Genomic DNA, 24,503 nt, shown 5'->3' with positions numbered 1-24,503 from the left:
TGCGCCGACTGGCCCTGGCCCTTCCGGGCCACCGCCACGACGTCATCACGGAACTCTTTCGGATATGCCTTTGCCATAACTGACATCCTTCCAGCGAGAATGAAATCTCACAGATCAGATGACAACCGAACTCTGGGCAGACCCGAGCGCCAATCAAGACGCGACCGCGTACAGCTGGCAGTCGTGCGACGCGCTCCTGCATCGCCCCATCGCTGAACTTAGACTTCTTCGGACGACCGCATGACAGCTGCCAGCGCGTGACACGTGCTCAAGGAGGACCTCTGCTGCCTCGGGCGCGGGAGGTTCATGGAAAACACGGGCCCGCCAGGACCTCAACTGACGAAAGGTTGAGGAATGAACCCTGACGCTTTCAGAACAGCCCGATCTCTCCAATGCGGGGAGATGCCCCCTCAGGGGTCTTCCGTCCGCATCAGAAGACGACGACGAACCTGTCCAAGGAGAAACTCATGATCGCAAAACCACCCCTCGATTGACTACCGCGGTGCTTACTTCGGAGGAGTAGTTCTCCACCTCGAACTCCGGGCCGATCTCGGCGGCGACTGCACGAGCGAGCTCGAGGCCGTTGCTACTGAACCAGTGGAGCGCGGTGAGGGAACGCCACTTAACGGCTACGACTACCGAGAGCGGTTCGCGGCAGCAGCTCGACTACAGAGTGCTGATGGGGCATTGGTAGGCGCACTGGTCGTGTGTTCAATGCGCCGAGAGGTCGAGGTGCCATTCAAGTGGTGATGACGCACTTATCGTCGCGATGCGGCCGGAACGTTCGGCGGCTCCCGCGGAGTCTCCGAAGCCCGTGGACGGCTCGAGCGCGATGATCGGGTCTTCAGCAAACTCCGCTCTGTCCCAGAAGAGGCCGAGATAGAGTCGGGTCTCACTGTGCCAGGCCAGTCGCAACGCGGACCCGTCATGCTTTCGGAGGAGCGCGACGGCCACGTCGAGGTGTGGGTCAACGAAGACCTTCAGCGATGTGCCCGGTCTGAGCAGTTCAAGCACGTCGCTGCCGGCCAGTGAGAAGTCGTGCCGTGTGCCCGGCTTGGGGTATTCCTCGACCAGGCCGGGGGCGCTTCCCGGTTGTGACGTCGGCTGAGGCTGATGGGCGCTGGATGCCAGCAGCTGCACGGTGGTGCCGGGTTCCGCAGCGAACTGGGGGTGCGCGCTCCAGAGAAAGGGCAGCGGCTCGGTGGAGTTGGTCGTGGCCCGGTAGCCCAGCCGTATTCCGTCGGCGGTCGGCGTGATGTTGCGCGTCACCGTCAGCGGCATTGTGGTCAGTCGCACCGACGTGGTCACCGAGTTCGTCGGGGGGCCGTCAGAGGTGCCGCCGAGCATCCACGACCGGCTCCACGCCTCCCCATGGTCGGCCAGCGACGTTCCGTCGGCGAGCACGCTGGCCGACACGGTGGGGAAGGCCTCGTCCCATCCGCCCATTCCGGGCCGGGCGAAGACGGGTCGGCCCTCCCGGTCGGTCGGGGGCGGCCACTGATCCGTCGACGGGGCGAGCCACTCTGTCTCCCTGCCCCCTGAGACCCCGGACCGAAGGCTGACAATGCGGGCGCCCCGTCTCGCGTCGACGACGCAGCTGAGGCCGTTGCCGCCCTCGACCCGGTCTGTCACGCAGGCAGACCGATGCGACGCTCGCCTGAGCGCAGCTGCTGGATGATGACGGCGACCACGAGCAGGCCGCCCTTGGCGACGTTCTGCCAGAACGCATTCACATCGAGGAGGGTCATGCCGTTCGTGAGGATGCCCAGCAGGATCACCGCCAGAATCGTTCCCATGATGGTTCCCTTGCCACCCTTCAGGGCCGCGCCGCCGAGGGCCGCTGCCGTGATCGACTCGAGCTCCAGACCTTCCGAGCCCGAGACCGGCTGGCCCGATCCTGTTCGCGCGGTGATCAGGATGCCGGCGATCGCGGCGACAGCCCCGGTCATCATGTAGACGCCGAGGATGTAGCGGTTGATGTTGATGCCGGCCAGGCGCGAGGCGACGTCGTTGCCGCCGACGGCGTAGATGTTCCGGCCGATGCTGGTGTAGCGCAGAACGACGTGCATGAGCACGGCGAGCACGATCAGCACCCAGATCAGTACAGGGATGCCGATCAGCGTGCCTCGGGCGAGGAACACGAAGAAGCCGTCGGCGCCTGTGTAGCCCTGGGCGCGCCCGTCGGAGACGAGTTGCGCGATGCCCTTGAACGCCGCGAGTGTCGCCAGCGTCGCGATGACGGGGTTGACCCGCCCGAAGACGATGATGCAGCCGTTCAGCAGGCCGCAGGCGATTCCGATGCCGAGGGCGCCGACGACACCGAGCAGGGGGCCGGCCACGGTGAAGATCATGGCCGAGGTGACCGAAGCGAGACCGGCGATTGAACCGACCGAGATGTCGAGGGCGCCCATGATGATGACGACCGTCTGCACTACCGCCAGCAGTCCCGAGACGGCGATGGCGGTACCGATCACCCGCACATTGTCGATCCCGAAGAAGAGCGGGTTCTGCGAGCCGATGACGGCGACCAGCGCGATGATGGCGATCAGCAGGGAGATGTTCTGAACACCGATGGTGGTCAGGATGCGCCGCCCGATCGAGGGCGTCGGCAGAGCCATCACCTCTCGGGCCAGGGAGGTTTCGGGGCGCTGGGTGGTGGGAGCAGACACCGGAGGGGTCCTTTCGAGGGGGTGGGGCGGGGCTGAAGGTGTGGGTGGGCGGTTCACAGGGCTGCGGATGCCCGGGTGTCCGTCATGGCGAGGGCGAGTATCGACTCCTCGGTGGCTTCGGAGCGATCGAGCGTGCCGGTGATGCGGCCTCCCGCCATGACGTAGGTGCGGTCGGAGAGGCCGAGCACCTCGGGCAGCTCGCTGGAGACGACGAGGATGCCGACTCCCTGCTGCGCCAGTTCGTCGATGATGGAGTAGATCTCGGCCTTAGCGCCCACATCGACGCCACGCGTCGGTTCGTCGAGTACGAGGAGGGCGGGGCTGTGCGCGAGCCAGCGCGCGAGCACGACCTTCTGCTGGTTGCCGCCGCTGAGGTTCTTCACGAGCTGTTCCGTGGAGGGGGTGCGGATGCGCAGTTGGTCGACGTAGGTCTTCGCGACCTGCTTCTCGCGCTTCTCGCTGACGAAGAACCCGCGGGCGAGCTTCGGCAGGATGGCCAGCACGATGTTGTCCCGGACGGTGCGCTGCATGATCAGCGCCTCGGCCTTCCGTTCCTCGGGAGCGAAGCCGATGCCGGCCGCGATCGAGTCGGCGGGGCTGTGGAACCGCACGGGCTTGCCCTTGACGAGCACCGTCCCGCTGGTCACGGGCAGGTCGCCGACGATCGCCTTCATGAGTTCGCTGCGGCCGGCGCCGACGAGCCCGGCGACGCCGACGACCTCACCGGCTCGTACGGTCAGGTCGATGTTCGAGACATCGTCGGTGCTGACATCCTGCAGCTCGATGACCGGGTCGCCGGCGACCTGGCGCTCGCGCGAGAACAGCTGCGATAGATCCCGACCGACCATCATCTTCACCAGGTCGTTGTGGTCGGTGTCGGCTTTCGCCTTGGTGCCGACGAGCTTGCCGTCGCGCAGCACGGTGATGCGATCGGCGAGTCGGAAGATCTCGTTCATGCGGTGGGAGACGTAGCCGACCGCTACGCCCTCGGAGCGCAGGGTGTTGATGAGCGCGAAGAGCAGGGCAGATTCCTCGTCCCCGAGGGAGGAGGTGGGCTCGTCGAAGCAGATCACCCGCGGCTTGTCGATGACGGCTCGCATGATCTCGACGACCTGTCGCTGCGCCGCGGAGAGCTGACTGCCGATCGTCTGGGGGGAGACGATGCGGTCGAAGCCGTAGGTGGCGAGATCGGCCGCGGCCTGGCGTTCGAGCTTGGCCCGGTTGAAGAGCAGGCCTTGGTGCCCGATGGCGCCGACGTAGATGTTCTCGGCGACCGAGACGTGCGGCACGATCTCGGGTTCCTGCGCGATGACGCGGAGCCCGACGGCGCGCGACTGGGCCGGGTCGGTGAAGTTCATCACCTCACCGCCGAGTCGCAGCTCGCCGGAGTCGGGCTGGTAGTCACCCGTCAGGATCTTCAGCAGGGTGGACTTGCCTGCGCCGTTCTCACCCATGATCGCGGTGACCTCGCCGGCGCGGAGTTCGAGATCGACACCCGTCAACGCCACGATGGGGCCGAAGTGCTTGCCGATCTGTCGGGCGCTCAGCACGACGCCGTCGGGCTCGGCGGTGTTGTCGGTTCGGGTGGACGCGTTCACGGTGGTTTTCCCGTCGGGTTGAAGAGTGGGGGGTGAGGCGGTGGGGGGAGCACCGGTGTGGTGCTCCCCCCGGGTCGTTCTAGGTGCAGACGACGCCCTCGGCCTGCCAGTTCGACGCGTCGACGATGGCCGTCTTCGCGATCGACTGGGGAGGAAGCGCCGTGCCGTCACGCACGAGGCCGACCATCGAGGTGAGCGCGGCCTTGCCGACCTCGACGCCCGAGATGAACAGGGCTGCCTTGTTTCCGGTGTCCTGTCCGGCGGCCCAGTCCTTGCAGGTCAGGTACGCGCCGAGTCCGATTCCGATGATGCTGGCCGGAGCCACGCCGGAGTTCTGCAGTGCCGTCACGATTCCGGTCTCGGTCTCGTCGTTGCAGCCCCAGACGATCCAGTTCTTGACGCCCGCGTTCGCCGTGATGACCGCGCCTGCCTTGTTCTGGGCGTCGGTCGCCGAGTTGTCGGTACCGATCTCGACGACGTTCGGGATGTCGCTGCCGATCGCCTTTGTGAAAGCGTCTTTCGCGCCGGTCACCCGCTGCGTGCAGGCCGAGAGGTCCTGCTTCGAGCCGCTCAGGATGCGGGTGTCTGCCGCCGACCATCCGGCCGCCTTGTAGAGCTCGGCCGCCTTCGTGCCGACCGCTTCGCCCATCGCCGTTCCGTCGAACCCGGCGAATGCTGCCTCGGCACCGCTGGCATCCTTGATGACATCGTCGGACGCCATGATCGGGATGCCGGCTGCGGTTGCCGCCTGGATGACCTGCGGGCCGATCTGCTGGTCGGGCACGACGATGATGATGCCGTCGACCTTCTGGGCAATGACCGAATCGACCTCGCTGATCGCCTTGTTGGCGTCGGTGCCGAGGTTGACGACCTTGACGTCGACGTCGCCGAGGGCCTCCGCCGCCTCTTTCGCGCCGTTCGCCTCGTCGACGAAGTATTGCTGGTCGCCCTGCTTCTGCAGGTAGGCGATGGTGAGCTTTCCGCTCTTCGGCCCCGCTGCCGAGGCGGCAGGCGCCGTCTCCTGGCCTGAGGTGCAGGCGGAGGTGCCGAGGATCAGGGCCAGCGATGCGGCCGCGATCACCACACCCCTGGTGCTTCGGCGGGTGAGGATTCTTCTCATGGTGTGCCCTTTTCTGTGTGTTGTACGGCAGGCGCCGTCGCCTGCCGTGGGAATGGCTGTGGTGCAGCCGGGATGGTCTCGTGGAGTGCGTGGTCCAGGTGTGCAGAGAACTCGTCGTCCAGCAGGGCGAGTTGTTTGCGAAGACGCACGATCTCCGTGTCTCGGAGGGTCTGGGGGTTGTCGGTGAAGAGGAGCATGGTGGGCAGCGAGGTGGCGAAGTAGTCGATCGTGGCCGGCTGCACCGCGATCTCTGCGACGTGCTGCTCGAGGCCGGCGCGGAGACGGTCTGCCTCCGGCACTTCGCCGAGTCGCAGAAGCGCCAGCACACTGAAGTACGTCTGGTCGCTGAACGTGCGAGTGCTCATCCCCTGGAAGTCGCCCGTGAACGACGCGGCCTTCTGCCAGGCGTGAACGGCATCCTCTGTGTTTCCTTGGGCGTCTGCGACGTCGCCCTTCAGAAGGTGCAGTCGGGCTGAGTTGGCGAGGTCGTGGCGGGCTTCTCCGAGAGAGGCAGGGGTGTGGATGCTGCTCTCGACGTGATTCGCGGCCGAACGCAGGTCGCCCGTCTGCAGAAAAGCGTACGCGAGTGCGACGTTCGCGTTTTCCCACGCCGCCAGCGCGCGCCCTTCGCCGCCCTCCCAGGGCTGGAACGTGCGACCCGAGAGCAGCCGGTGGGCTTCGACGGCCCTGCCCGTTCGGGTCAGCAGTTCGGCGAAGGCCACGCTCAGGTCGTCGCGCTGGTGAACCAGATCCCTTCGCGCTTCGAGAACCGCGATGCGCGCCGGGTCGGAGTCGCCGAGACGCTCGACCAGCTGATCGTTCTCGAACCAGAGCTTCGCCTCGTACGGAGACAGCTCGAGGGCCAACGAATAGTGCGACCGGGCGCGGTCCCCGTCGCCCAGCACGTTGTACGCGGCTATGCCGAGGTTGCGGTGCGCCATGGTTTGGGTCGCGCTGACGGCGGGGTCGGCAGCGTGCGACACCCGGTCGCCCGTGGCGGAGACCGCCTGCTCCCAAAAGCCCATCGCCTCGACGTAGCGACGTTTGTCGTAGTGCCAGTTCGCCAGCAGCACGGCAGCCAGTTCGTCGTAGGGGTCTGCTGCAAGCGCTTCGCGCAACACGGCGATGTCTGCGTGCCGCGACGCCTGGCTGTACCGCCTGTCGGCCCGCCGGGCAGCGACGCGTGCCGCAGCCGCCTCGTCGGGTCGGCCGGTCAGGTCGAGAACAGACGCCCGGTGGTAGTGCGCGAGCGGTTCCACCTGCACCTGGCCAAGAGCCGTGCTCCGGGCGGCTGCAGCGGCCTCGGCGAACACGTCCAGCGCCCTGTCGTACGAGCCCATGGCGGTGAATTCCAGCGCGACGTCGAGCAGCGTGGGGGCATCGGCCGTGTGCTCCCGGCCCGACAGAATGCGCGACCACTGGTCGAGAGGATCGGCGGCCAGCGTTCGCGCCAGCAGCTCCGCCGCCTCGTCCGCTACACCGCGCTGCTGTAGCAGGCTCGCGAGCAGCGCGGCGGCCTGCAGATGCTCCCCGTCGACACGGAGCACCGCCCGCGCGTTCTCCTCCGCCGCCTGGGTGAGGCCGGCTCGGGCGGTCAGCTGGGCGAGAGCGAAGGTGGCCGGCGCCCGCCAGCCGGCATTCCATGCCGCCTTCTGCAGGAACTCCTGCGCCTCGGCGTCCCGACCCTGCAGCACCAGCACGAGCCCGAGGCGATAGTGCGCTTCGCCGTCTGCCGGGTTGGGCACCCGTGCGGTGAGCCGGGCGACGGCTCGGCGGAGCAGCACCTCGGCTTCGTCAAAGGCACCGGACCAGGTCAGCCGCTCGGCCAGCGCGACGTTCGACCGGATGTCCTGCGGGTCGCGCCGGAGCGCCTCCCGCCAGTAGGGCTCGGGCAGCCTAGTGGCGTGCCGGTACTGGTAGAGGTACTGGCCGATATAGAAGAGCTCCTCGATCGACGCGACCTCGGCAGGCGGAGGCGGTTCGGTGGCCGACTCCGGGGGAGTGGCGAGCCCGGCGCCTGTCGTCGGGCGGGTTCGGAGCAGCTCCCGTTCGGGTGAGGTGACCACGAGAACCACCGTGTCTGCCGCGTGCTGCCCGGGAACGCTCATGGTCTGCAGCAGCGGGGCACCGGGTTTGAGTGCGGTCGTGCTTGTGTACAGCACTTCGCCTTGCAGGGTCTCGACCTGCACGGTCAGCGTGCCGTGGGGCGCCGTGACGGCGACGCCCACGGTGAGCAACGTCGTTTGCGACTTGGGGTCGACGGTGGCGTCGAGCCGCCCGGCGGCATCGAGTGTTGCCTGGTGAACGGGTCCGATCTTCTGGATGGGATACCAGTATTGGCTAAAGGTTTTTGTCTCGCCCGGGGCGAGGAACGAGAAGTCCGGCTGGTTGTCGGTGTAGGCGCCCGCCATCAGCTCGACGTACGGGCCGTCATCGTCAGTGAGGTTCGCATCCCAGGCCCAACCGAACGGGGCGTTTCCCCAGGTCCATTGCTTCTTGCCCGGAGCGATGTGGCGGTCGGCCCAGTGCACGAAACCGGCCTCGCGGCCGTGGTCGTACCCCCCGAAGAAGTCGTCGGAGGTTCGGGTGACCATGTACGACGTTGGAACCGGGATGTTGCGGTACCAGTCGAGCCGATCGCCGTCGGGGCGTTCCGCGGTGCGGCGGGCGGGGTAGTCGATGCCGTAGTACGAGCCGTCGACCTCCGGGAACGTGGCGATCGCGCGTTTTGCGTGGTCTGCCACGAACTCGACATCGCGCGGGAAGAACGACTGATACTCGTCGTCGACTGCCGCAGCGACATTGGCCCACCACAGGAACGTCTGCGTCTCGGGGGTGCGGTTGTAGAGCCGCACGCGGGCCTCGATCACCGCGCTGTCGGGGCGCAGGCGGATGCCGTGCATCCCCTTCATCCGTGCGAACGGATCGTGGTCCGAGCACCACACGGTGACGGATCCGTCGGCCTCGTGCTCGATCTCGACATCGGTGGGCAGAAAGGTCGCCGGCCGGTGGTGCTGCGGCCAGTTGAACTCCACGCCGCCCGAGATCCAGGGTCCGGCGAGACCGACGAGCGCCGGCTTGATCACGTTGTTGCGGTAGAAGAAGTCGTAGTCGGCGACTTTGTCGTAGCCGATGTGGATGCGGCCACCGAGCTCCGGCAGAACCACCACCCGCAGCCAGCGATTCTCCAGGTGCACGGCTTGCCACTGGTGAGCCTGTTTGGTCTGGCTGATGCGCTCGTGAAAGGGCAGGGGGAAGACTCGTCCGCTGGAACCCTGGTAGACGCGCTGCTCGAGGAAGGCGGGGAGAAGGTCGGGCTCGCCCGGCAGGTAGGAGTCGATGCTGAGTGGCTCGCTCCAGCAGGCCACAGCCTCGTCCCGGAGCGATTCCGGAACGGGGGGCAGTACGATCCGGGAAACGGCCGAGGCCTCGTCATTGAGCATGCAGCAAGAGTATGCACCGACGAAGGGGCACCGAAATGGCCGATCTCACGGGAAAAATGGACAAAACGACGGTTCGGGCAGAGGATGGACGAATGGCGATCGCCGAAGGATTCCCGGGTCAGCGGTTGCAGGTGCTGCCGCGGCCGATGATCGTCGAAGCGCTGTCGCAGCCGGGCACCTCCCATCTCGTGGCGACGGACTGCGGCTACTTTCCCGAGGCCCGCGCGCACGGGATGTCGCGGTCTGCGCCCATCGACCAGGCGGTGGTGTTGATCTGCACGAGCGGTCGTGGCTGGTGTCGTATCGACGAGACCACCCACGGCGTCGAACAGAACCAAGTGGTGGTGATACCACCCGGTACCTCTCATGCCTATGCCAGTGATACGAGCGACCCCTGGACCCTCTGGTGGCTGCACGTTGACGGCCGCGATCTGCACGAATTCCTGGTCGCCGCGCGGATGACCGCTTCGGCGCCCGTTCGCACCCTCGACGACACCTACCGGGTTGTCTCGCTCGCCGAAGAGGTTCTGCAGCAGATGGAACGCGACATCTCGACGGCCAGCCTCCTATTGGCCTCGGGGGCAGCGTGGCACCTGCTCGCCGTGCTCGCCTCGAGCGCTACCTCGGCTCGCTCGCGCATGTCAGTAATCGACGAGGCGCGAGACTATCTGCGCTCTCACCTCACCGAGAGGATCAGTATCGGTCACCTCGCAGAACGAGCAACGTTAAGCCCTTCTCATTTTGCCGCGCTCTTCCGCGAACAGGTCGGCTTTCCTGTTCTGAAGTACCAGACCCAAATGCGGATGGCACGAGCCCGCGAACTGCTCGACACGACCGACATGCCTATCGCGACGATCGCCAACACGGTCGGCTATCAAGACGAGTTCTACTTCTCAAGGCAGTTCCGCACTGTGCATGGAACGACGGCGCTACGTTACCGGGCTCAGCACAAGGGGTGAACAGACCGCGTGTCCAAAACAGCCTTTCCTTGTCAGAAGGTGACAGGAACTAATCAATGGGTTGAAGAAGAATTTGGGCGTTTTGGTGGATGTGAGTCGCAGCGATAAGTGGCCGCGTTTCTGTAACGCTATATGGCGGCTTTCGGTGGCTGAGCTCGTTGGAGCTCTCGGTAGACCGTGGCTCGGGATACATCGAACAGCTCCGCTAACTCGGTCTGAGTATGTGTGCCGGCCGCGTGGATAGCGAGCAGGTGGCGGCGTTTCGGGGCGGTGAGCTTGGGTTGCTTCCCTCGAAGCTTCCCGGCTGCCTTCGCGATAGCCATTCCTTCACGCGTCCGAGCGCGGATCCCTTAGCGGGCACTCTCGTGAGTCCAGCACCCGAAAAGGCGACCTCTTATAGAGACGCACCGATGAGATGTCTGAGCAGAGCGATCTCCGTCTCGTCGCGCTGATAGTGAGACCACTGACCCACCCGCGTGCAGGTAACGAGGTTCGCGCGCTGCAACGTCGCCATGAACTGCGAAGCGGTGGACTGTGACACCTCCGCCCGAGCCTGGATGTGTTTCAAACACACCCCGACCTCTTCGGCCGGCCGATCCTGGGGCGGGAACGAGGCCGGGTCTTTCAGCCAGCCGAGGATCGCGAGTCGTGTTGGATGCCCCAGTGCCTTGAACACCGCTACCAGGTGATCCGCCTCGGCTGCTTGCATCCAGTTATCGTATCGCAACATCGTAATTTACCGATACTGTGCTAGAAGGTACATCGTAAATCAGCGATTTACCGATGGGGGCAATATGGACAAGACAGCACTGGTGGTCGGAGCCAGAGGCGTGATCGGGGGCAACCTCGTTGCCCACCTCGAACGCGAAGGGGACTGGTCGATCGTCGGACTGTCGCGTCGAGGCGGCGTCGACACCGCCGCTGTGCGGAACATCGCCGTCGATCTCCTCGACCGCGAGGACACGGTAGCCCAGCTCGCCGGACTCACCGATGTCACCCACCTCTTCTACGCCGCCTACCAGGACCGGCCGACCTGGGCTGAGCTGGTGCCACCGAATCTTGCAATGCTGGTCAACGTCGTCGACGCGGTCGAGCCGATCGCACCCCGGCTGGAGCACATCAGCCTCATGCAGGGCTATAAGGTCTACGGCGCCCACCTCGGCCCATTCTCGACCCCGGCGAAAGAGAGCGACCCGCCCCACATGCCTCCGGAGTTCAACGTCGACCAGCAGCAGTTCCTCGAACAGCGTCAGCAGCACGCCTCGTGGTCGTGGTCGGCACTGCGCCCATCGGTGGTGGCCGGTGTGGGGCTGGGAAGCCCAATGAACCTCGCCATGGTGATCGCCGTCTACGCTTCCATCAGCAAGGAACTCGGTATCCCGTTGCGCTTCCCCGGAAAGCCCGGCGCCTACAGCAGTCTGATCGAGATGACCGACGCCGACCTACTCGCCAAGGCCACGACCTGGGCCGCCACCAACCCCGATAGCCGCAACCAGGCCTACAACATCACCAACGGCGACCTGTTCCGCTGGTCGAGCATGTGGCCCGCGATCGCCGCGTTCTTCAACCTCGACGTCGCCCCACCCCTACAGATGAGTCTGAGCGAGGCGATGTCCGACAAAGCCGAGCTGTGGAACGCGATGATCGAACGCCACGGGCTGTGCCACACCCCCTACGAGGCCGTCTCGTCGTGGCAGTTCGGAGACTTCGTGTTCGCCTGGGACTACGACGTCATCGCCGACACCTCGAAATCCCGCCGAGCAGGGTTCCATGAATACGTCGACACCGAAGCGATGTTCCTCCGCATCTTCCATGACCTCCGCGACCAACGCCTTATCCCCTAGAGGGCCGCCACGCTGGCTCCTCCTCGGACTCCGCATCTGGATTGCGGAAGCTGCGCGAAACCATAATGTTCATGGCTAGATGGCGGTGTTCTGTGATCGCTGGTTGGCGGTGTCGACACGCACGGTGACTGAGGTCAGTGGGAACATGAATCGGTGATCATCGACTTTGCGCCCAGCCTCGTTCCGGAACTGCTTGTCACAAACCTGGATCAGAGCATCGAATTCTGGTCGGGCCGATGCGGTTTCGGGGTGAAATATGCGCGGCCCGAAGAGCGCTTCGCCTATCTGGTGCTTGGCACGACGCATGTGATGCTCGAGCAAGCTGGCGTCGGAAGGAACTGGCTCACGGGGCCTCTCGACCAACCCCTAGGACGCGGAGTCAACTTCCAGATCACCGTTCCCGACGTGGATACCATCGTGGCGTCACTCGCCTTTGCTGAGATTGAACTTTTTATGGAACCTGAGACGAAGTGGTATCGAACGGGCGACGAAGAGGCTGGCGTGAGGCAATTCCTGGTATCCGATCCGGATGGCTACCTTCTCCGGTTCCAATCCTCGGTTGGACGTCGAACTGCCGCCCGATAGACGGTCGACCAGCGGGCGTTGCCTGCACTTTCGGATCGTCAGCGCCGCGCCGTTGCTTGGATCCATGTTTACCCCGCCCAATTTATTTGCCCGCACAGGTGCCATAAACGGGCGGCAGTTACCTCTCGTATCCCTTGGGTTGCGAGGCGTCTCACCGGCCGAAAAGTTGTACCTCTTATTTAGCGACGTTTTTCGCCAGGTTCCGGGACCGCGCTGACACGCCCAGATTCTCGCAGCTATGTGTTTCAACCTCGGTCTAGGATCGGTGAAGCGAAGTACGGTTGCGGGACATAGGGGGAGTGGTCATGGGCAGGCTGATCGGGTATGCGCGGGTGTCGACGAAGAACCAGGACACCGACCGGCAAGAACAAGATCTCCTCGCGTCCGGGGTGCGCCGGGACGACCTGTATGTCGATCATGGGGTGAGTGGTGCCAGGGCGAACCGGCCGGAGTTTGACCGGGCGGTGGACGCTTTGCATGAGGGTGACACCCTGGTTGTGACGACGCTTGATCGTTTGGGCCGGTCGACGCAGAACATGCTGGCGTTGCCGGACATGCTTCGTGGGAGAGGCGCCGGCCTTCGGGTGTTGAACCTGGGTGGTGGGAATGTGGAAACGGGGACGCCGATGGGGTCAATGGTATTCACCGTCATGGCAGCCCTGGCGCAGATGGAGCTCGACATCAAACGGGAACGCATCACCGACAGTGTGACCAAACGCCGGGCTGCAGGAAAGGACCTCGGCGGTCGGCGTCAGCAGTTCACGGACAGCCAGATCCTGAACGCACGCCGCCTTATTGATGGTGGGGAGCCGGCAGCGCAGATCGCCCGGGATATGGGGATGTCCAGGGCAACGTTGTATCGGCGGATCGGGACGTCACCGCAATGAGAGCACCACACTTCGATGAGCAGTTGCCTGCGTATGTCGACCGAGAGCAGGCCCCGACAAATTAGGGCAAGGCACCACTACAGTGTAAGCAAAAATCTTGACTGACACGACTTCGCTGATCCCAGGGGTTGCCTCGTCTTCCGGGAAGACGGGAAGATCTAGGATGAACAATGTATGACCAATTTGCCGTGCTCATGAACAGAGGCAGAAAGATGACCGTAACAATCAGAGATGTAGCGGCTCATGCGGGGGTCTCTAGTGGCACCGTCTCACGAGTCCTGAATCAGGAGCCCGGGGTCAATGAACGGCTTCGCGGCAGCGTGTTCGATGCCGTCCGGCAACTCGGCTACGTTCAGCGAGCTGCGAAGCCACGGTTGGAGCCGATTTCCGAAGTGGGTTTCTTCCTCGTGGTGCTCGAAGGCAGCGAGGGGCGGCAGGGGGTTGCCCAGTTCTGGGCCGACATCCTGTTTGCTGTCGAGTCGCACGCCCGCAAGGCAGGCATAAGGGTGGTGTTCCGGCGGCTGCTCGACATGGAAGTCGACTCGGCATCGGCGGCGGATCAGATATCCGACCTCAACCTCTCGTCAGCATTTCTGGTAGGGCCGGCTCCAGCCGAAGCAGCGCTGTCATTACGGCGATCGGGCCTTCGAGTGATCCTTATCGACAATGCCTTCCCCGGCTGGGAGGGGGACGCAGTGCTCTCTGACAACTTCGGCGGCTCCTACCTTGTCACCCAGCACCTGATCTCGCTCGGGCACCAGAACATCGCCTTCATCGGCGGGCCGCGGATTGATGTCATCCCTGGCACCAACAGTGTTTACTCCATGGCCTGGCGCGCAATGGGGTACAGAGAAGCTTTGGTGGCGAATCGACTGCCGCTTCAACCGCAACTCATCGAGAACTGCAACTTGACGGTAAAAGGTGCCAGCGAGGCAGTCCGCCGCTTGCTCGATACGAAATTGCCCTTCACGGCTATCGTCGCCTCGAACGACTCAACAGCCGTCGGTGCGATGCAGGCACTGGAGGCGGCAGGAGTCGAAGTTCCCGCATCGGTGTCAGTCGTCGGGTTTGATGACCACCCGCCCGCGACCCCGCATCTTCCGTTGACCACTCTTGTCGTCGATACGAACGCGATGGGCCAAGTCGCCGTGCACGTTCTGAAACAAATCCTGGCCGAACCTTCATTTCCGCATCAGACGGCGACGGTACCGGTAAAACTGAGAATTCGAGAGACCACTGCCCCCGCTCCTCGGCATTGAGGTCGTCTCGATGCTAGTCGGCCGAGAATGCAGAGTCGAAGGAGGCTGACGGCTCGTTCCAAAGGAGGGATCGAACAAACGCGAGGGCCTGAGGGGCACCGTGCAGGCGGTCCATCCCGGCGTCCTCCCACTCCACGGAAATCGGCCCGTCGTAGCCGATTTTTCGCAGAGCCCTGAAGCAATCTTCCCAGGGAACATCGCCACGACCGGTGGAAACAAAATCCCAGCGCCTGCGTGAATCACCCCACGGAAGATGTGATCCCAGGATGCCGCGCCGACCGTCGACTGGCCGAATGCGGGTATCTTTGCAATCGACGTGAAAGATTCGATCACGAAAGTCTTCGATGAACGCGACCGGGTCTATTCCTTGCCACAGCATGTGACTGGGGTCCCAATTGAATCCGAAGGCTTTTCGGCGGTCGATCGCGTCCAGGGAACGCATGCTGCTCCAGTAGTCATAGGCAATCTCGGACGGATGAACTTCCAGCGCGAACCGGACTCCCTCACCGTCGAACACGTCGAGTATCGGATTCCAGCGGTCAGCGAAATCTTGGAATCCATCGTCGATCGCCTCTTCAGACACTGGTGGAAACATGGCGAGATATTTCCAGATCCGTGAGCCTGTGAATCCGACGACGGTATCGACTCCGAGCTTGCGAGCCACGACGGCAGTGAGTTTGAGTTCGTCGGCCGCCCTCTGTCGTACACCTTCTGCGTTTCCGTCGCCCCAGATCGCGGAGCTCACTATGCTGCGGTGTCGAAAATCAATGGGGTCATCGCATACCGCTTGGCCGGTGAGATGGTTGGAAATCGCGAACACACTGAGTTCGTGGCGCCGCAGGAGTTCCAACCGTTCGTTGAGATAGAGCCGATCGTCGGCGGCCCTTCGAACGTCGAGATGATTCGGTGAGCACGCCACCTCGAGGCCGTCGTAGCCCCAGCCTTGTGCGAGCGAGGCCACCTCGTCGAGCGGCAAGTCCGCCCATTGACCAGTGAAAAGAGTGACAGGACGGGTCATGATGTTTGAGTGGCTTCTGACCGGAGGTAGGCATAGCTGTCTTCCAGTTCCCCGAAGAGACCTCCCCGAGTGCCGTCCAGTTCTACGATCCTCATTGCATGGGGGGCGGCTGCGATGATTCCGTGAACATCGATCTCCCCTTTGCCCAACCCGACCTGGTCATCCGGGTTCTCGCTGAGAGGACCGTCTTTGACATGAAGGAATTTCACCCTCTCTCCTAGCCTGCCGAGGAGCTCTATCGAGGAGACACCTCCGACCTCAACCCAGAACGTGTCGACTTCGAGGGCAACAGCCTCGTCCAGGCTATCTGCAAAGACCTCCAGCGCGGTCACCGATCCGAGGCGGTTGCGTACCTCCCAGGAGTGATTGTGGTAGCCGACTTTGAGACCGAAGTCAGCCGCCTTGCGCGAGATTTCGTTCAATTCGGTCGCGGCCGTTTCGACATCGTCGCGGGTGGTCCACCTCGAGTAGTGGATGTCTGGATCTATCACCGTACTGACGCCCAGGCGCTGCGCGGCCTCGAAGACGGGTGTCACGTCTCTATTGAGCAGTAATGCGTGAGCCGACGGCGCCTTCAGGCCGGAGAACGACAGGGCGGCTTCATAAGTTTCCACGTCGTCCTGAAATCCGAACAGTTCGACGTTCGAATAGCCGATGGCCTTCAGCCGAGCGAGAGTGCCGGCCACGTCAGACGCCAATGCGTCTCTGACGGTGTACAGCTGAATTGAGATAGAGGGATTGGGCACGATTTTCCTTGCAGGTCGGAGGTTCGGTGGGCTAATTTGCGGGTGCGAGCGAAGCGTCGACTCTCGAGTAGACCTCGACTCGTGATCCGCTCGAGGCAGACTCCCTGGCGGCGTCGAGAATCTCAACGACGTGAGCAGCGTGCCGAGCGCCGGCGCGATGAGCCCGGCCCTCGCGCATGGCCCCGGCCAGCTCGGCCAGCCCGATACACCAGTCGATTGGCGCGTCGGTACCGTTCACGAACGGTTCGAACGGCCTTCCGTATGATGCAATCGAGATCGCAGATCCCGGCAGAATCCAATCGTCGATACGAAGACTGCCCGCGTCTCCATGCAGGTCGAGAGTGCGCGGGACCGTCGCATGGTCGACATAGAAGTTGCAGCTCAGCCGTAAGACCTGCCCAGTCACGAATTCGGCTATGACGATCCACGAGTCAGGCGACCGAGGACTGAAGCTGTCCCCACCAATTGTCACCCTCGTATCGAGCGCAGTCGTCGACACGGCCGTCACCTGAGCGACCGAACCGAAGAGGGCGGTCAGGAACGCGATCGGGTACACCCCGACGTCCACTATGGGGCCAACAGAATAGAACGACTGCGGCGCCGGATGCCAACTCTCGATGCGGCCCTGATTCACTTCCGCAGTGATCAGTCTGACGACGCCGATCTCTCCGCCTTGTACCGCCGCTGTCGCCGCAGAGCACGCCGCACCGAGCCAGAGGGAAGGCGCGCAAGCTAGTCGCACTTCTCTCTCGGCCGCGAGCTGCTCTAGTTCCCGAGCATCCGTATAACTGAGCGCCAGAGGCTTCTCGCTGAAGACATTCTGGCCCCGCTCAAGAAGCTCCTTCGTTGTAGCGAAATGAAATGGTGCGCTGGTGAGATTGACCACGATATCGGGGGCGTCGTCAAGCATCTCGTCGAGGGACGCGAACTCTTTGCAACCGGTCGACCGAGCGAACGTGGCCCGCCTCACCTCGTCGAGGTCGAACACTCCGATGAGGAGGAGCTCCGGATGTGATTTGAGCGAGTCTGCATAGGGCCCGGCAATATTGCCGGCGCCGAGGAATGCGACGCGGGTCTGTGGGAATTGGTTCACTGTTCTCTTCCTGTAGTTACGGGTTCAACTTTGTTGGGTTCAATGGCGGTCAGCACCCATTCCCCCAGGCGCGCAGACTCGATGACGGACTCGGTCAGCCTCACGGCTCGAAGGCCGTCGACAAACGTCGGTAGGCCGAAGGGGATTCTGCCCAGGACTGCGTCGTAGGTGTCTCGCGTGAAGGCGTTGAATGCGTCTTGGTAGCCCATCGGATGGCCGGCCGGGAGGGTGGAGAGCCGCTTGGCCTCCGGAGAGAGGTGGTTCGCGTCTCGCACGAGGAGTTCACTCGACCCACGTCCGCCGAGCCACAGTGTTTCCGGTCTCTCGTTTTCAAACGCGACCGATCCCTTCTCGCCCAAGAGCTCGAAAGTCAGTTGGTTCTTGCGACCCGCAGCCACCTGGGATACGGCGAGCGTTCCGATGACGCCTGATGCAGTCTCGACAATCAGACAGGCCGCGTCTTCATTCGTCACCGGCCGATCTGAGGATCGGCGAGGGTGCACAGTCCTCGTGAGAGCGCAGACGCGCGCGATCGTTTCCCCAGAAACAAATTCGATCATGTCAACCAAATGAGAGCCGATGTCCGAGAAGGCGCGGGACGTTCCGCCGGCACGTTCGTCGACACGCCAATTGTTATCGCTCGCTTGCAACAACCAATCCTGGAGGTACGAACCATGCAGCGTATAAAGCTTTCCCAGCTTTCCTTCGAGTACGCGAGCACGAGCCTCCCGGACCATGGGGTGGAATCGGTATACAAATGGCACCGTCGCAACGCAACCCGCAGAGAGTCGAACGAGAACGCTGGCGTCCTCCGAAGTGAGCGAAATCGGCTTCTCACAGACGACGTGTTTGCCCGAATCGAGAACTGCGGTCACCTGGTCATAGTGAAGTGCGTTTGGTGTACAGATATGGACAACATCTATGCTGTCGTCACCGAGGAGTTCAGCGAGCGTGCGGCACCCGCGTTCGAACCCCAACTCCTTCACTGCTCTAGCTGTCGAGGCGTCGTGTGAACCGACGATGGCTCGCAGGTGAGCACCACTCGCGCGCGCGGCGTGCGAGTGAACGCGCGCCATGAAGCCGGTGCCGACAACTCCAACACCCAGCTGAGCAGCCCTCACGATCGCGACCGTATTTCTGGCAGGGAATTCATCTGCGCATCATCCCTTGAGAGCTCCGGCGACGAGAGCGTTCTCCATTTGTCGCTGCAGGAGGAGGTACACCACCAGGACGGGAATGATCGAAATGATGCAGCCGGCTGCAAGTATTCCGTAGTTCGTGGTCTGCTGCCCGATAAGCGCGGGTACCGCTACCTGCACCGTGCGCACGGCCGTGTCGGTGCCGAGGATCGAGAGGGAGAAAAGATATTCATTCCAGAATGTGAGGAAGTTCAACAGGGCCACCGACACCAGACCCGGCACTATCAGGGGGGTGTAGATGCGCCACAGAACCGTCCAGCGGTTCGCGCCATCCATCATCGAGCTTTCTTCGAGTTCTTTCGGGATCGAGCGCATGTACTGGGTGAGAAGCACGACAGACAGCGGCAATTGTGTGGCGGGATAGAAGATGACGAGAAAGATGGGGTTGTAGAACAGATTGAGATTCACTGCCAATATCACGGTTGGCACGAGCGCGGCGAATGCGGGAATCAAAAAGCCCGCCGAGAAGACCCTCTCGAGCGCGGCGCCGATTTTTCCGTCTGTTCGCGACAACCCGTACGCAGCGGGGATCGCCAAACCGAGTGTCACTAACTCGGCACCGATCGTAATGACTGAGGAGTTGATCAGGGCCTGCGGCAGTGAGGCGAAGTTTGCGGCGTTTATGAAATTGTCCAGTGCGGCGTGTGTTGGCAGCGCGGCCGGTGCACTGAAGATCTCGGTGTTCGTCTTGAGCGAGGTGACGATGAGGTAGTAGACCGGAATCAGGATAATGAGACCGTAGAGCCAAACCAAAGAGTCGGCTACGACTACAAGGGCCTTCGGTTTGTGACGTGTGCGATATGCCATGGGCGTTGTTCCTCAGTACCTTTGCCGAATAGAACGGTTGATCGCCAACATTCCGAGCAACCCGAAAATGAAAAGCACCACTCCGATTGCTTGGCTGTAGCCGATATTCGATTGAACGAAAGCCTCGTTGTAGACCATGAAGGAGAGGGTGGTCGAGGTCGATCCAGGGCCGCCTCGCGTGAGAAGAAGGACGGTCGTCGCCGAGCCGAACAGGATCCACGCGAATTGCAACATCGTGACGATGCCGACGAAACCCCTGATTACGGGCATCGCCACGGACCACATCTTTCTCCAGGAGGTGGCCCCATCGAGTTCTGCCGCTTCGTAGATCTCGGGCGACACCGACGCCAGCCGCGCTGCGAACAGAATTGCCGTGAATCCGATCCCACCCCACAGGTCAACGATCATGACAACGGCGAGTGAGGTGTCTGGGTTGGCGAGCCAAGGGGTGCTGAGGTCGCCCAGACCGATCAGCGAGAAGATCCCATTCACCAGGCCATTCGGCGCCAGCACGCCGAAGAAAACGAGAGCTCGCGCGGAGAGCGAGAGTAGCGCCGGCGTGAAGAAAAGCACGCGAAGGATGCGGTGGCCGGGTCGCTTGAGGGTCAGGTAGTAGCCCAGCATGAACGACACCGGAATCATGACCGCAAGGTCTACGCCCAACTCGATGAGCGTATTGAGCACAGCCGTCCAGAAGACCGGGTCGGCGACCATCTCCGCGTAATTCGAAAATCCCGCGAATGTCGCCGGTGCCAACAGCCCCGGCCAATCGAGGAGGCTGAAAACGAAGATGCTCGCTGCCGGAATCACCATGAACACCGCGTACCAGATGAGACCGGGGGCGGTGAGGAGGGTGACAGCCCGGCGTTGGGCCGATTTGATCGTGCGAGACCGACGCGGAGTGACAGGTGACAAAGTCGGCGGACGGTGATCTATTTCGTGTTGCGCCACGGAAGTCACGCGAATCCTCCTTTCTGGTTGGCAATGCTTGTGCGGGGTACGTGAACTGCCACGGCACCCCGCGCGGCTCGGCAGGACGTGATCGGCCTAAGAGTTATTTGTATGCGCCGTCGAGAGCTGCGCAGACGTCGGAGCTGGTGGCACCCGGAGCGTAGGCCGTAGCGATTGCGCTGACTAGGGCCTGCGTCTTGGCGCCGGGCACATACAGGTCCGGGAACACCGCGTAGTCCACTCGAGCGGGCGTGTCGGTGAGGGCCTGTAGGAGAAGCGGTTGCGACGCGAGCGATGTCTCGAGCCCATCGATCGGCTGTACGGGAACGTTGCCGGCCCCGGCTACCACGGACGACGCGACATTCGACTCATACATGTACTTCACGAACTTTTCAACGTCGGACAGACGCTTCGTTCCGCTCGGCGTGAGCCAGATGGCGCTGGAAGTGTACGCCTGATACATGACAGGCTTGGTGTAACGAGATCCTGCGGGAACCGGCATCCCACCCAACTCCACACTTGGCACAAGCTCTTTGGGCGTCGCGGAGAACTGCCATGAACCGTCCGGAAGCATGGCTGCTTTGCTCTGGTAGAAGTCAGCCACAACGTTGTCGCCGATCAGACCTTGGGCGTTCTCGCTGAACACTCCGGCTTTGCTCAGGCGCAGAAACTCGTCGATACCCTTCATGGCCGATGGACTCGAGCAATATCCTCCGCCAGCAAAGACCTTCTTGGCTTCGTCCTCGCTCATCAGGGTTTGGATAATCTGTAGGAAGAACTTCTGCCCCAACGAGTCACTTCCACTGATTGCGATGGGCGTCACGCCGATCGCTTTCAGTTTGGGTGCATCCGCGATCAAGTCGTCGGTGGTTGCTGGCAACGAAGGTATACCGGCCTTCTCGAAGAGCGCCTTGTTGTACCACATGGGCCAACTGAACCCGAAGTACGGAAAGGCCTGAACTTGCCCTTTCGCGTCAGTCCAGTCGGAGACGGCCGCCTGGGAGACAACTTTGTCGAGACCCCAGTCCTTGATGTACTGCGTCACCGGCAGCGTTGCGCCAGTCGATGTCCACGTCGTTGATTTGTCGTACAGATTGACGAAGAGTACGTCAGGGGACTTCTTCGCCAATACAGAAGTCTCATAGGCCGTGTAGATCTCGTTCGCGCCACTGTAGATCGGCGTGACCTCGATTCCTGTTTCCTTTGTGAAGCCGGCCAACGCTTCGACGAATGACGCGTTCTGATAGTCGCCTGGAGCGTAATCGCTCATGACCGTCAATGGCGCAGAGGAGTGCCCGTTGGATGATGAGTCCGCAGATGTCGAACATCCTGCGAGGAGGACGGCGGTAGCCAGACTTCCGATTAGGGGGACGGCGAATTTTCGATGCATTTTCAAAACCACTCCTTCGTGGACGCGAGCCGATCGGATTCCGCAGAACCCCCAAGGGCCCTTTCTTACTGTGGGGTCGAGGTTCAGAACCTGCGCAGCGAGTGCGGTTCCGGGCCTGTTGTCGATGGTTCATGACACTGGATGAACAAATATGAACTCACAAGTAGGATGACATCCCTTGTCCACTGCGTCAAGCATTTTGCGACCAGTAATCTTTGAAAAACAAGAGAACTACCGGTTGCAATTGCCCACATTTACCGTCATTTCACGTTCATCATGTTCATGAACGAAGTTTGGACTGCCGTAAAGCTCAGACCCCATCGAGGTCACAATCAGCTGTTGGAAGGGCCGCCGTCTTCCGAACACCTGGCCCCGCAGGCACTGTCCTCATGAAGGCAACCTCACTGATGGTTGGCGCGACTGGGTCGCCTGCCGCTAACTCGTACCTATAGAAGTTCGCTCTGGACCATCCGACGGGCCGGGCAGCGTCGGCGGCAGACTTCCTGCATGCCGGGCGCCCCGCACGATCTCGAGTTTCTTAAAGAGATTGAGTCCGGAGCGTATGCTTGGTTGCTGGAAGCAGCCGCTGCGGGAACGGCGCGGATGAACAAGAAATGACGGAAGCAGTCACCTTTTCGAAGAGCGGCACTCGAGCTGATGTTGATGCTGCGCTCGGGGTTGCGGCGACACATCATCGGTTCGCGAACGGTGACCTCGCGTCGATCCTGAACGCGATCACCCACCAGCCCGCGACCATGCTGCGGCGGAAACGAAGTCTCGCGCGCAAGGCACCGGTGGTGGGCAGCAATCAGTAGCCCACCACCGTCGTGGACCACATGGAGTTGGAGGAGTCCGCGTGAGCGTCACCACGAACACCGCCCCGCCCCTAGCCGCAGACCTCGAGGCGATGATGCGGCAACTGAAAATGTCTACGCCAGAGCCCTCGCCCCCAAACTCCTCCAGACAGCAAAAACACAGCGCTGAGACCCGACCGAAGTACTCAAAGCCTTGTTCGTTGAAGAGATCACCGGCCGTCACGGTCGATGCTGAACACCCACCGGAAAGCCGCCGGATTCCCGACCGCGAAGACGTTCGCGACGTGGGACGAAACCGTGTCCTCCATACCCGCGCCGACCCAGCAGGCGCTCCGCACCCTGAAATGGGTGCACCGCAGAGAGAACGTCGTCGTGTGCGGACCGCCAGGGGCAGGGAAAACGTTCTTCCTCAAAGCCCTCGGCCAACACGTAGTTGAGGCCGGCATGCGCGTTGCGTGGTTCCGTCTCGAGGACCTCGGCGCCCTGATCCGTGCGCACCGCTCCGATGATTCAGTGACCCGGGTCGTGGCCTGGGTCCTCCGCACCGACCTGATCGTCATCAAGGACATCGGACTGCTGCCCGTGGGCGCGGACGCCACTGAAGGCTTGTGCCCGCTCGTCGACGCACCGTACGAGAAACGCTCCATCGCGGTCAGCTCGAACCTGCGCCCAGCGGCATTCGACGAGCTCATACCCAAAACGTTGGCCACCGCGACCGTTGACCGGCTCCTGCACCACGCCCACATCTGTCAAACCTCCGGCGAATCCATCCGCCTCACCAAAGCCATCGCCGGCAAAGGAGTCACACCCATGCCCTAACCAACCCACGAGCCGTGGCCAGCACCACCAACAACCAGGTCGGCAGAACTGTTGACCACACACGGGTACTTTTCATGGCCACCAGCGGGCACAACCTCACATAACCCGCGATAATGGATGAAGCTCGACGTTTGGTCGACGGCTGCAGCACGCCACTAGGCGCGCGATTGCGAGGGTCGCCTGCCCGTCGGGTTTCACATCGGCGACCTTTCCCATAGATTGCTGTCGTCACCGCGGAGGTCAAGTTGTCGCATTTGAGGCGCCGGGTCGGGACACCACCAATATCGTCGAACGCATCGATGTGGCCCTCGGGGAAGGCTTCCTGACTGTGTTTGGCGTGCACGCGGTGCACCAATTTGCCCGAGTTCGATAACCGGAACGTGAACATGTGACACTTCGTCTTCGCACCCGAGAGCATCCGCCTCCACAGTTCGAGTGGATATCCGAACTTGAACAGGATGGTAACCAACGTCCATCCGAACCAAGGCTTAGCCGTCAAGAGGGGAACTACCACCCGTATTCTCAAGGTTCTTGGCCCTGAAAGAGAATGATCTGCCAAACTTTTCGCCCGCGCTCGACACCATTCGCCGATTGGAACCGCGCGGCTTCCGAGCTTGGTTTACGCAAGGCTTGGTTGCGGATGGAATCTCCGAATTCGTCGGAGAAGTTTAGCCGAGGCACTTCGCGTGTGACTTCGCATAAGAAGTCAACATTCCATCGTTCGAAACCGCTGCCCGCGACGTCGAGTGAGGTGGCAGCCTCAAGCAGGTAGCCCTCCGTGTCTGAGGCAGGGTCCACCTCTGCCCACGCGTGTGCCTCGATCACTGCTTGCACTCTGGCTCGTCGATCGGCCGGCCATCCTGCCCCCGCGGCGAATGACCATGCGAGAGCACCCCCAACGACTTCGAAGGGAATGGTCAGCGCGTCGAAGTGCGATGCGACTCCGAGGTCGTGGAGCATCGCGGAGACATAGAGAAGCTCGGCGTCATAGTGGAGGCTGAGATGATCCGCTAAACGGCTGGCCCAAACCCACGATCGTAGGCAGTGGTTCACCATAGCTGGGCTACTCCATTCGCGGGCCACGTCCAGGGCCGCACCCGCCACCGGAGTCGGAGGAACAATGAGCTGGTCTAAATCGGTCACACATACACGTTATGACGTTTGCGAGTATCGGTGTCAACGTCGGGTGAATCTTGACCCCGTATCGTCAAAAGAAAGTTGACCCCTCGGGTTGGTCTTTTGGTTACGCGGTCGCTGCGGGTTGTTCTCGTTTGAGGATTTCGCGGCGGCTTCTGGTTCGG

21 protein-coding genes and 2 pseudogenes are annotated in these 24,503 nt (G+C 62.5%); 7 read left to right on the top strand and 16 right to left on the bottom strand.

All coding sequences use genetic code 11. The annotated features are described in order from the left end of the window. Positions 1-711: 711 nt before the first annotated feature. From B7R22_RS02225 to B7R22_RS02205, 5 genes are all read right to left on the bottom strand, one after another. Complete coding sequence (locus tag B7R22_RS02225) at positions 712-1,632, bottom strand: hypothetical protein (protein ID WP_116410193.1); 921 nt, start codon at positions 1,630-1,632, stop codon at positions 712-714. Next, positions 1,629-2,669: an ABC transporter permease gene (locus tag B7R22_RS02220; RefSeq protein WP_216363364.1), complete on the bottom strand. Its 1,041-nt coding sequence runs from the start codon at positions 2,667-2,669 to the stop codon at positions 1,629-1,631. Before B7R22_RS02220 ends, B7R22_RS02225 begins: the two co-directional genes overlap by 4 nt. Before the next feature lie 53 nt (positions 2,670-2,722). Beyond that, on the bottom strand, positions 2,723-4,267 hold the full coding sequence (locus B7R22_RS02215) for a sugar ABC transporter ATP-binding protein (protein ID WP_116410192.1): 1,545 nt from the start codon (positions 4,265-4,267) through the stop codon (positions 2,723-2,725). A gap of 79 nt (positions 4,268-4,346) precedes the next feature. Beyond that, positions 4,347-5,387, bottom strand: a complete 1,041-nt coding sequence (locus B7R22_RS02210) for a substrate-binding domain-containing protein (RefSeq protein WP_116410191.1) — start codon at positions 5,385-5,387, stop codon at positions 4,347-4,349. Further along, the gene (locus tag B7R22_RS02205; protein ID WP_116410190.1) at positions 5,384-8,830 is read right to left on the bottom strand and encodes a tetratricopeptide repeat protein; all 3,447 of its coding nucleotides are present in this window, start codon (positions 8,828-8,830) and stop codon (positions 5,384-5,386) included. Before B7R22_RS02205 ends, B7R22_RS02210 begins: the two co-directional genes overlap by 4 nt. A gap of 35 nt (positions 8,831-8,865) precedes the next feature. Here B7R22_RS02205 and B7R22_RS02200 point away from each other — a divergent pair, with 35 nt between their 5' ends. After that, on the top strand, positions 8,866-9,789 hold the full coding sequence (locus B7R22_RS02200; RefSeq protein WP_172582156.1) for a helix-turn-helix domain-containing protein: 924 nt from the start codon (positions 8,866-8,868) through the stop codon (positions 9,787-9,789). Positions 9,790-9,917: 128 nt separating this feature from the next. On the opposite strand, the pseudogene B7R22_RS02195 reads toward B7R22_RS02200, so the two are convergent. Both B7R22_RS02195 and B7R22_RS02190 read right to left on the bottom strand, forming a co-directional pair. Next, positions 9,918-10,136, bottom strand: a pseudogene (locus tag B7R22_RS02195) (helix-turn-helix domain-containing protein); the annotation flags it as partial. Between the two features lie 47 nt (positions 10,137-10,183). Next, positions 10,184-10,498, bottom strand: a complete 315-nt coding sequence (locus tag B7R22_RS02190) for an ArsR/SmtB family transcription factor (RefSeq protein ID WP_116410197.1) — start codon at positions 10,496-10,498, stop codon at positions 10,184-10,186. Positions 10,499-10,583: 85 nt separating this feature from the next. Between B7R22_RS02190 and B7R22_RS02185 the strand changes: the two genes are divergently transcribed. The 4 genes from B7R22_RS02185 to B7R22_RS02170 all read left to right on the top strand — a co-directional run bounded on the left by B7R22_RS02185 (position 10,584) and on the right by B7R22_RS02170 (position 14,364). Continuing rightward, positions 10,584-11,633 (top strand): SDR family oxidoreductase, encoded by a 1,050-nt coding sequence (locus B7R22_RS02185; RefSeq protein ID WP_116410187.1) that lies wholly within the window; start codon positions 10,584-10,586, stop codon positions 11,631-11,633. Positions 11,634-11,786: 153 nt separating this feature from the next. Further along, complete coding sequence (locus B7R22_RS02180; protein ID WP_216363362.1) at positions 11,787-12,218, top strand: bleomycin resistance protein; 432 nt, start codon at positions 11,787-11,789, stop codon at positions 12,216-12,218. A gap of 305 nt (positions 12,219-12,523) precedes the next feature. After that, complete coding sequence (locus B7R22_RS02175) at positions 12,524-13,105, top strand: recombinase family protein (protein WP_116410195.1); 582 nt, start codon at positions 12,524-12,526, stop codon at positions 13,103-13,105. Positions 13,106-13,275: 170 nt separating this feature from the next. After that, positions 13,276-14,364, top strand: a complete 1,089-nt coding sequence (locus B7R22_RS02170) for a LacI family DNA-binding transcriptional regulator (protein ID WP_116410186.1) — start codon at positions 13,276-13,278, stop codon at positions 14,362-14,364. A 13-nt stretch (positions 14,365-14,377) separates the two neighbouring features. Here B7R22_RS02170 and B7R22_RS02165 read toward each other — a convergent pair whose 3' ends face one another. From B7R22_RS02165 to B7R22_RS02135, 7 genes are all read right to left on the bottom strand, one after another. Beyond that, complete coding sequence (locus B7R22_RS02165; protein ID WP_116410185.1) at positions 14,378-15,382, bottom strand: sugar phosphate isomerase/epimerase family protein; 1,005 nt, start codon at positions 15,380-15,382, stop codon at positions 14,378-14,380. Next, positions 15,379-16,128: a sugar phosphate isomerase/epimerase family protein gene (locus B7R22_RS02160; protein ID WP_116410184.1), complete on the bottom strand. Its 750-nt coding sequence runs from the start codon at positions 16,126-16,128 to the stop codon at positions 15,379-15,381. Before B7R22_RS02160 ends, B7R22_RS02165 begins: the two co-directional genes overlap by 4 nt. Before the next feature lie 31 nt (positions 16,129-16,159). Then, a complete protein-coding gene (locus B7R22_RS02155; protein ID WP_116410183.1) occupies positions 16,160-17,221 on the bottom strand; it encodes a Gfo/Idh/MocA family protein in 1,062 nt (353 codons plus the stop codon). Continuing rightward, positions 17,218-18,342 (bottom strand): Gfo/Idh/MocA family protein, encoded by a 1,125-nt coding sequence (locus B7R22_RS02150; protein ID WP_253258836.1) that lies wholly within the window; start codon positions 18,340-18,342, stop codon positions 17,218-17,220. The genes B7R22_RS02155 and B7R22_RS02150 overlap by 4 nt, the downstream gene beginning before the upstream one ends. Positions 18,343-18,381: 39 nt before the next feature. Next, entirely contained in the window at positions 18,382-19,227 is an 846-nt protein-coding gene (locus tag B7R22_RS02145; protein ID WP_116410182.1) for a carbohydrate ABC transporter permease, read from the bottom strand. 12 nt (positions 19,228-19,239) lie between these two features. Further along, positions 19,240-20,187, bottom strand: coding sequence for a carbohydrate ABC transporter permease (locus B7R22_RS02140; protein ID WP_147305272.1), 948 nt, complete (start codon positions 20,185-20,187; stop codon positions 19,240-19,242). A 94-nt stretch (positions 20,188-20,281) separates the two neighbouring features. Then, positions 20,282-21,448 carry an ABC transporter substrate-binding protein gene (locus B7R22_RS02135; RefSeq protein ID WP_172582155.1) on the bottom strand — a complete coding sequence of 389 codons (1,167 nt, stop codon included), beginning with the start codon at positions 21,446-21,448 and terminating at the stop codon, positions 20,282-20,284. A gap of 734 nt (positions 21,449-22,182) precedes the next feature. On the opposite strand from B7R22_RS02135, the gene B7R22_RS02130 reads away from it, so the two are divergent. After that, entirely contained in the window at positions 22,183-22,383 is a 201-nt protein-coding gene (locus B7R22_RS02130; protein ID WP_116410179.1) for a hypothetical protein, read from the top strand. Positions 22,384-22,611: 228 nt separating this feature from the next. After that, positions 22,612-23,202 (top strand): ATP-binding protein, encoded by a 591-nt coding sequence (locus B7R22_RS02125; protein WP_301182585.1) that lies wholly within the window; start codon positions 22,612-22,614, stop codon positions 23,200-23,202. 199 nt (positions 23,203-23,401) lie between these two features. Here B7R22_RS02125 and B7R22_RS19650 read toward each other — a convergent pair. Continuing rightward, positions 23,402-23,635: pseudogene (locus B7R22_RS19650) on the bottom strand (IS21 family transposase); the annotation flags it as partial. Between the two features lie 89 nt (positions 23,636-23,724). After that, positions 23,725-24,345: an HD domain-containing protein gene (locus tag B7R22_RS02120; protein WP_216363361.1), complete on the bottom strand. Its 621-nt coding sequence runs from the start codon at positions 24,343-24,345 to the stop codon at positions 23,725-23,727. Positions 24,346-24,503 lie beyond the last annotated feature (158 nt).

The sequence above is a fragment of the Subtercola boreus genome (assembly GCF_003399635.1).
GTDB lineage: Bacteria > Actinomycetota > Actinomycetes > Actinomycetales > Microbacteriaceae > Subtercola > Subtercola boreus_B.
This window is presented reverse-complemented; position numbering and strand designations above follow the sequence as displayed.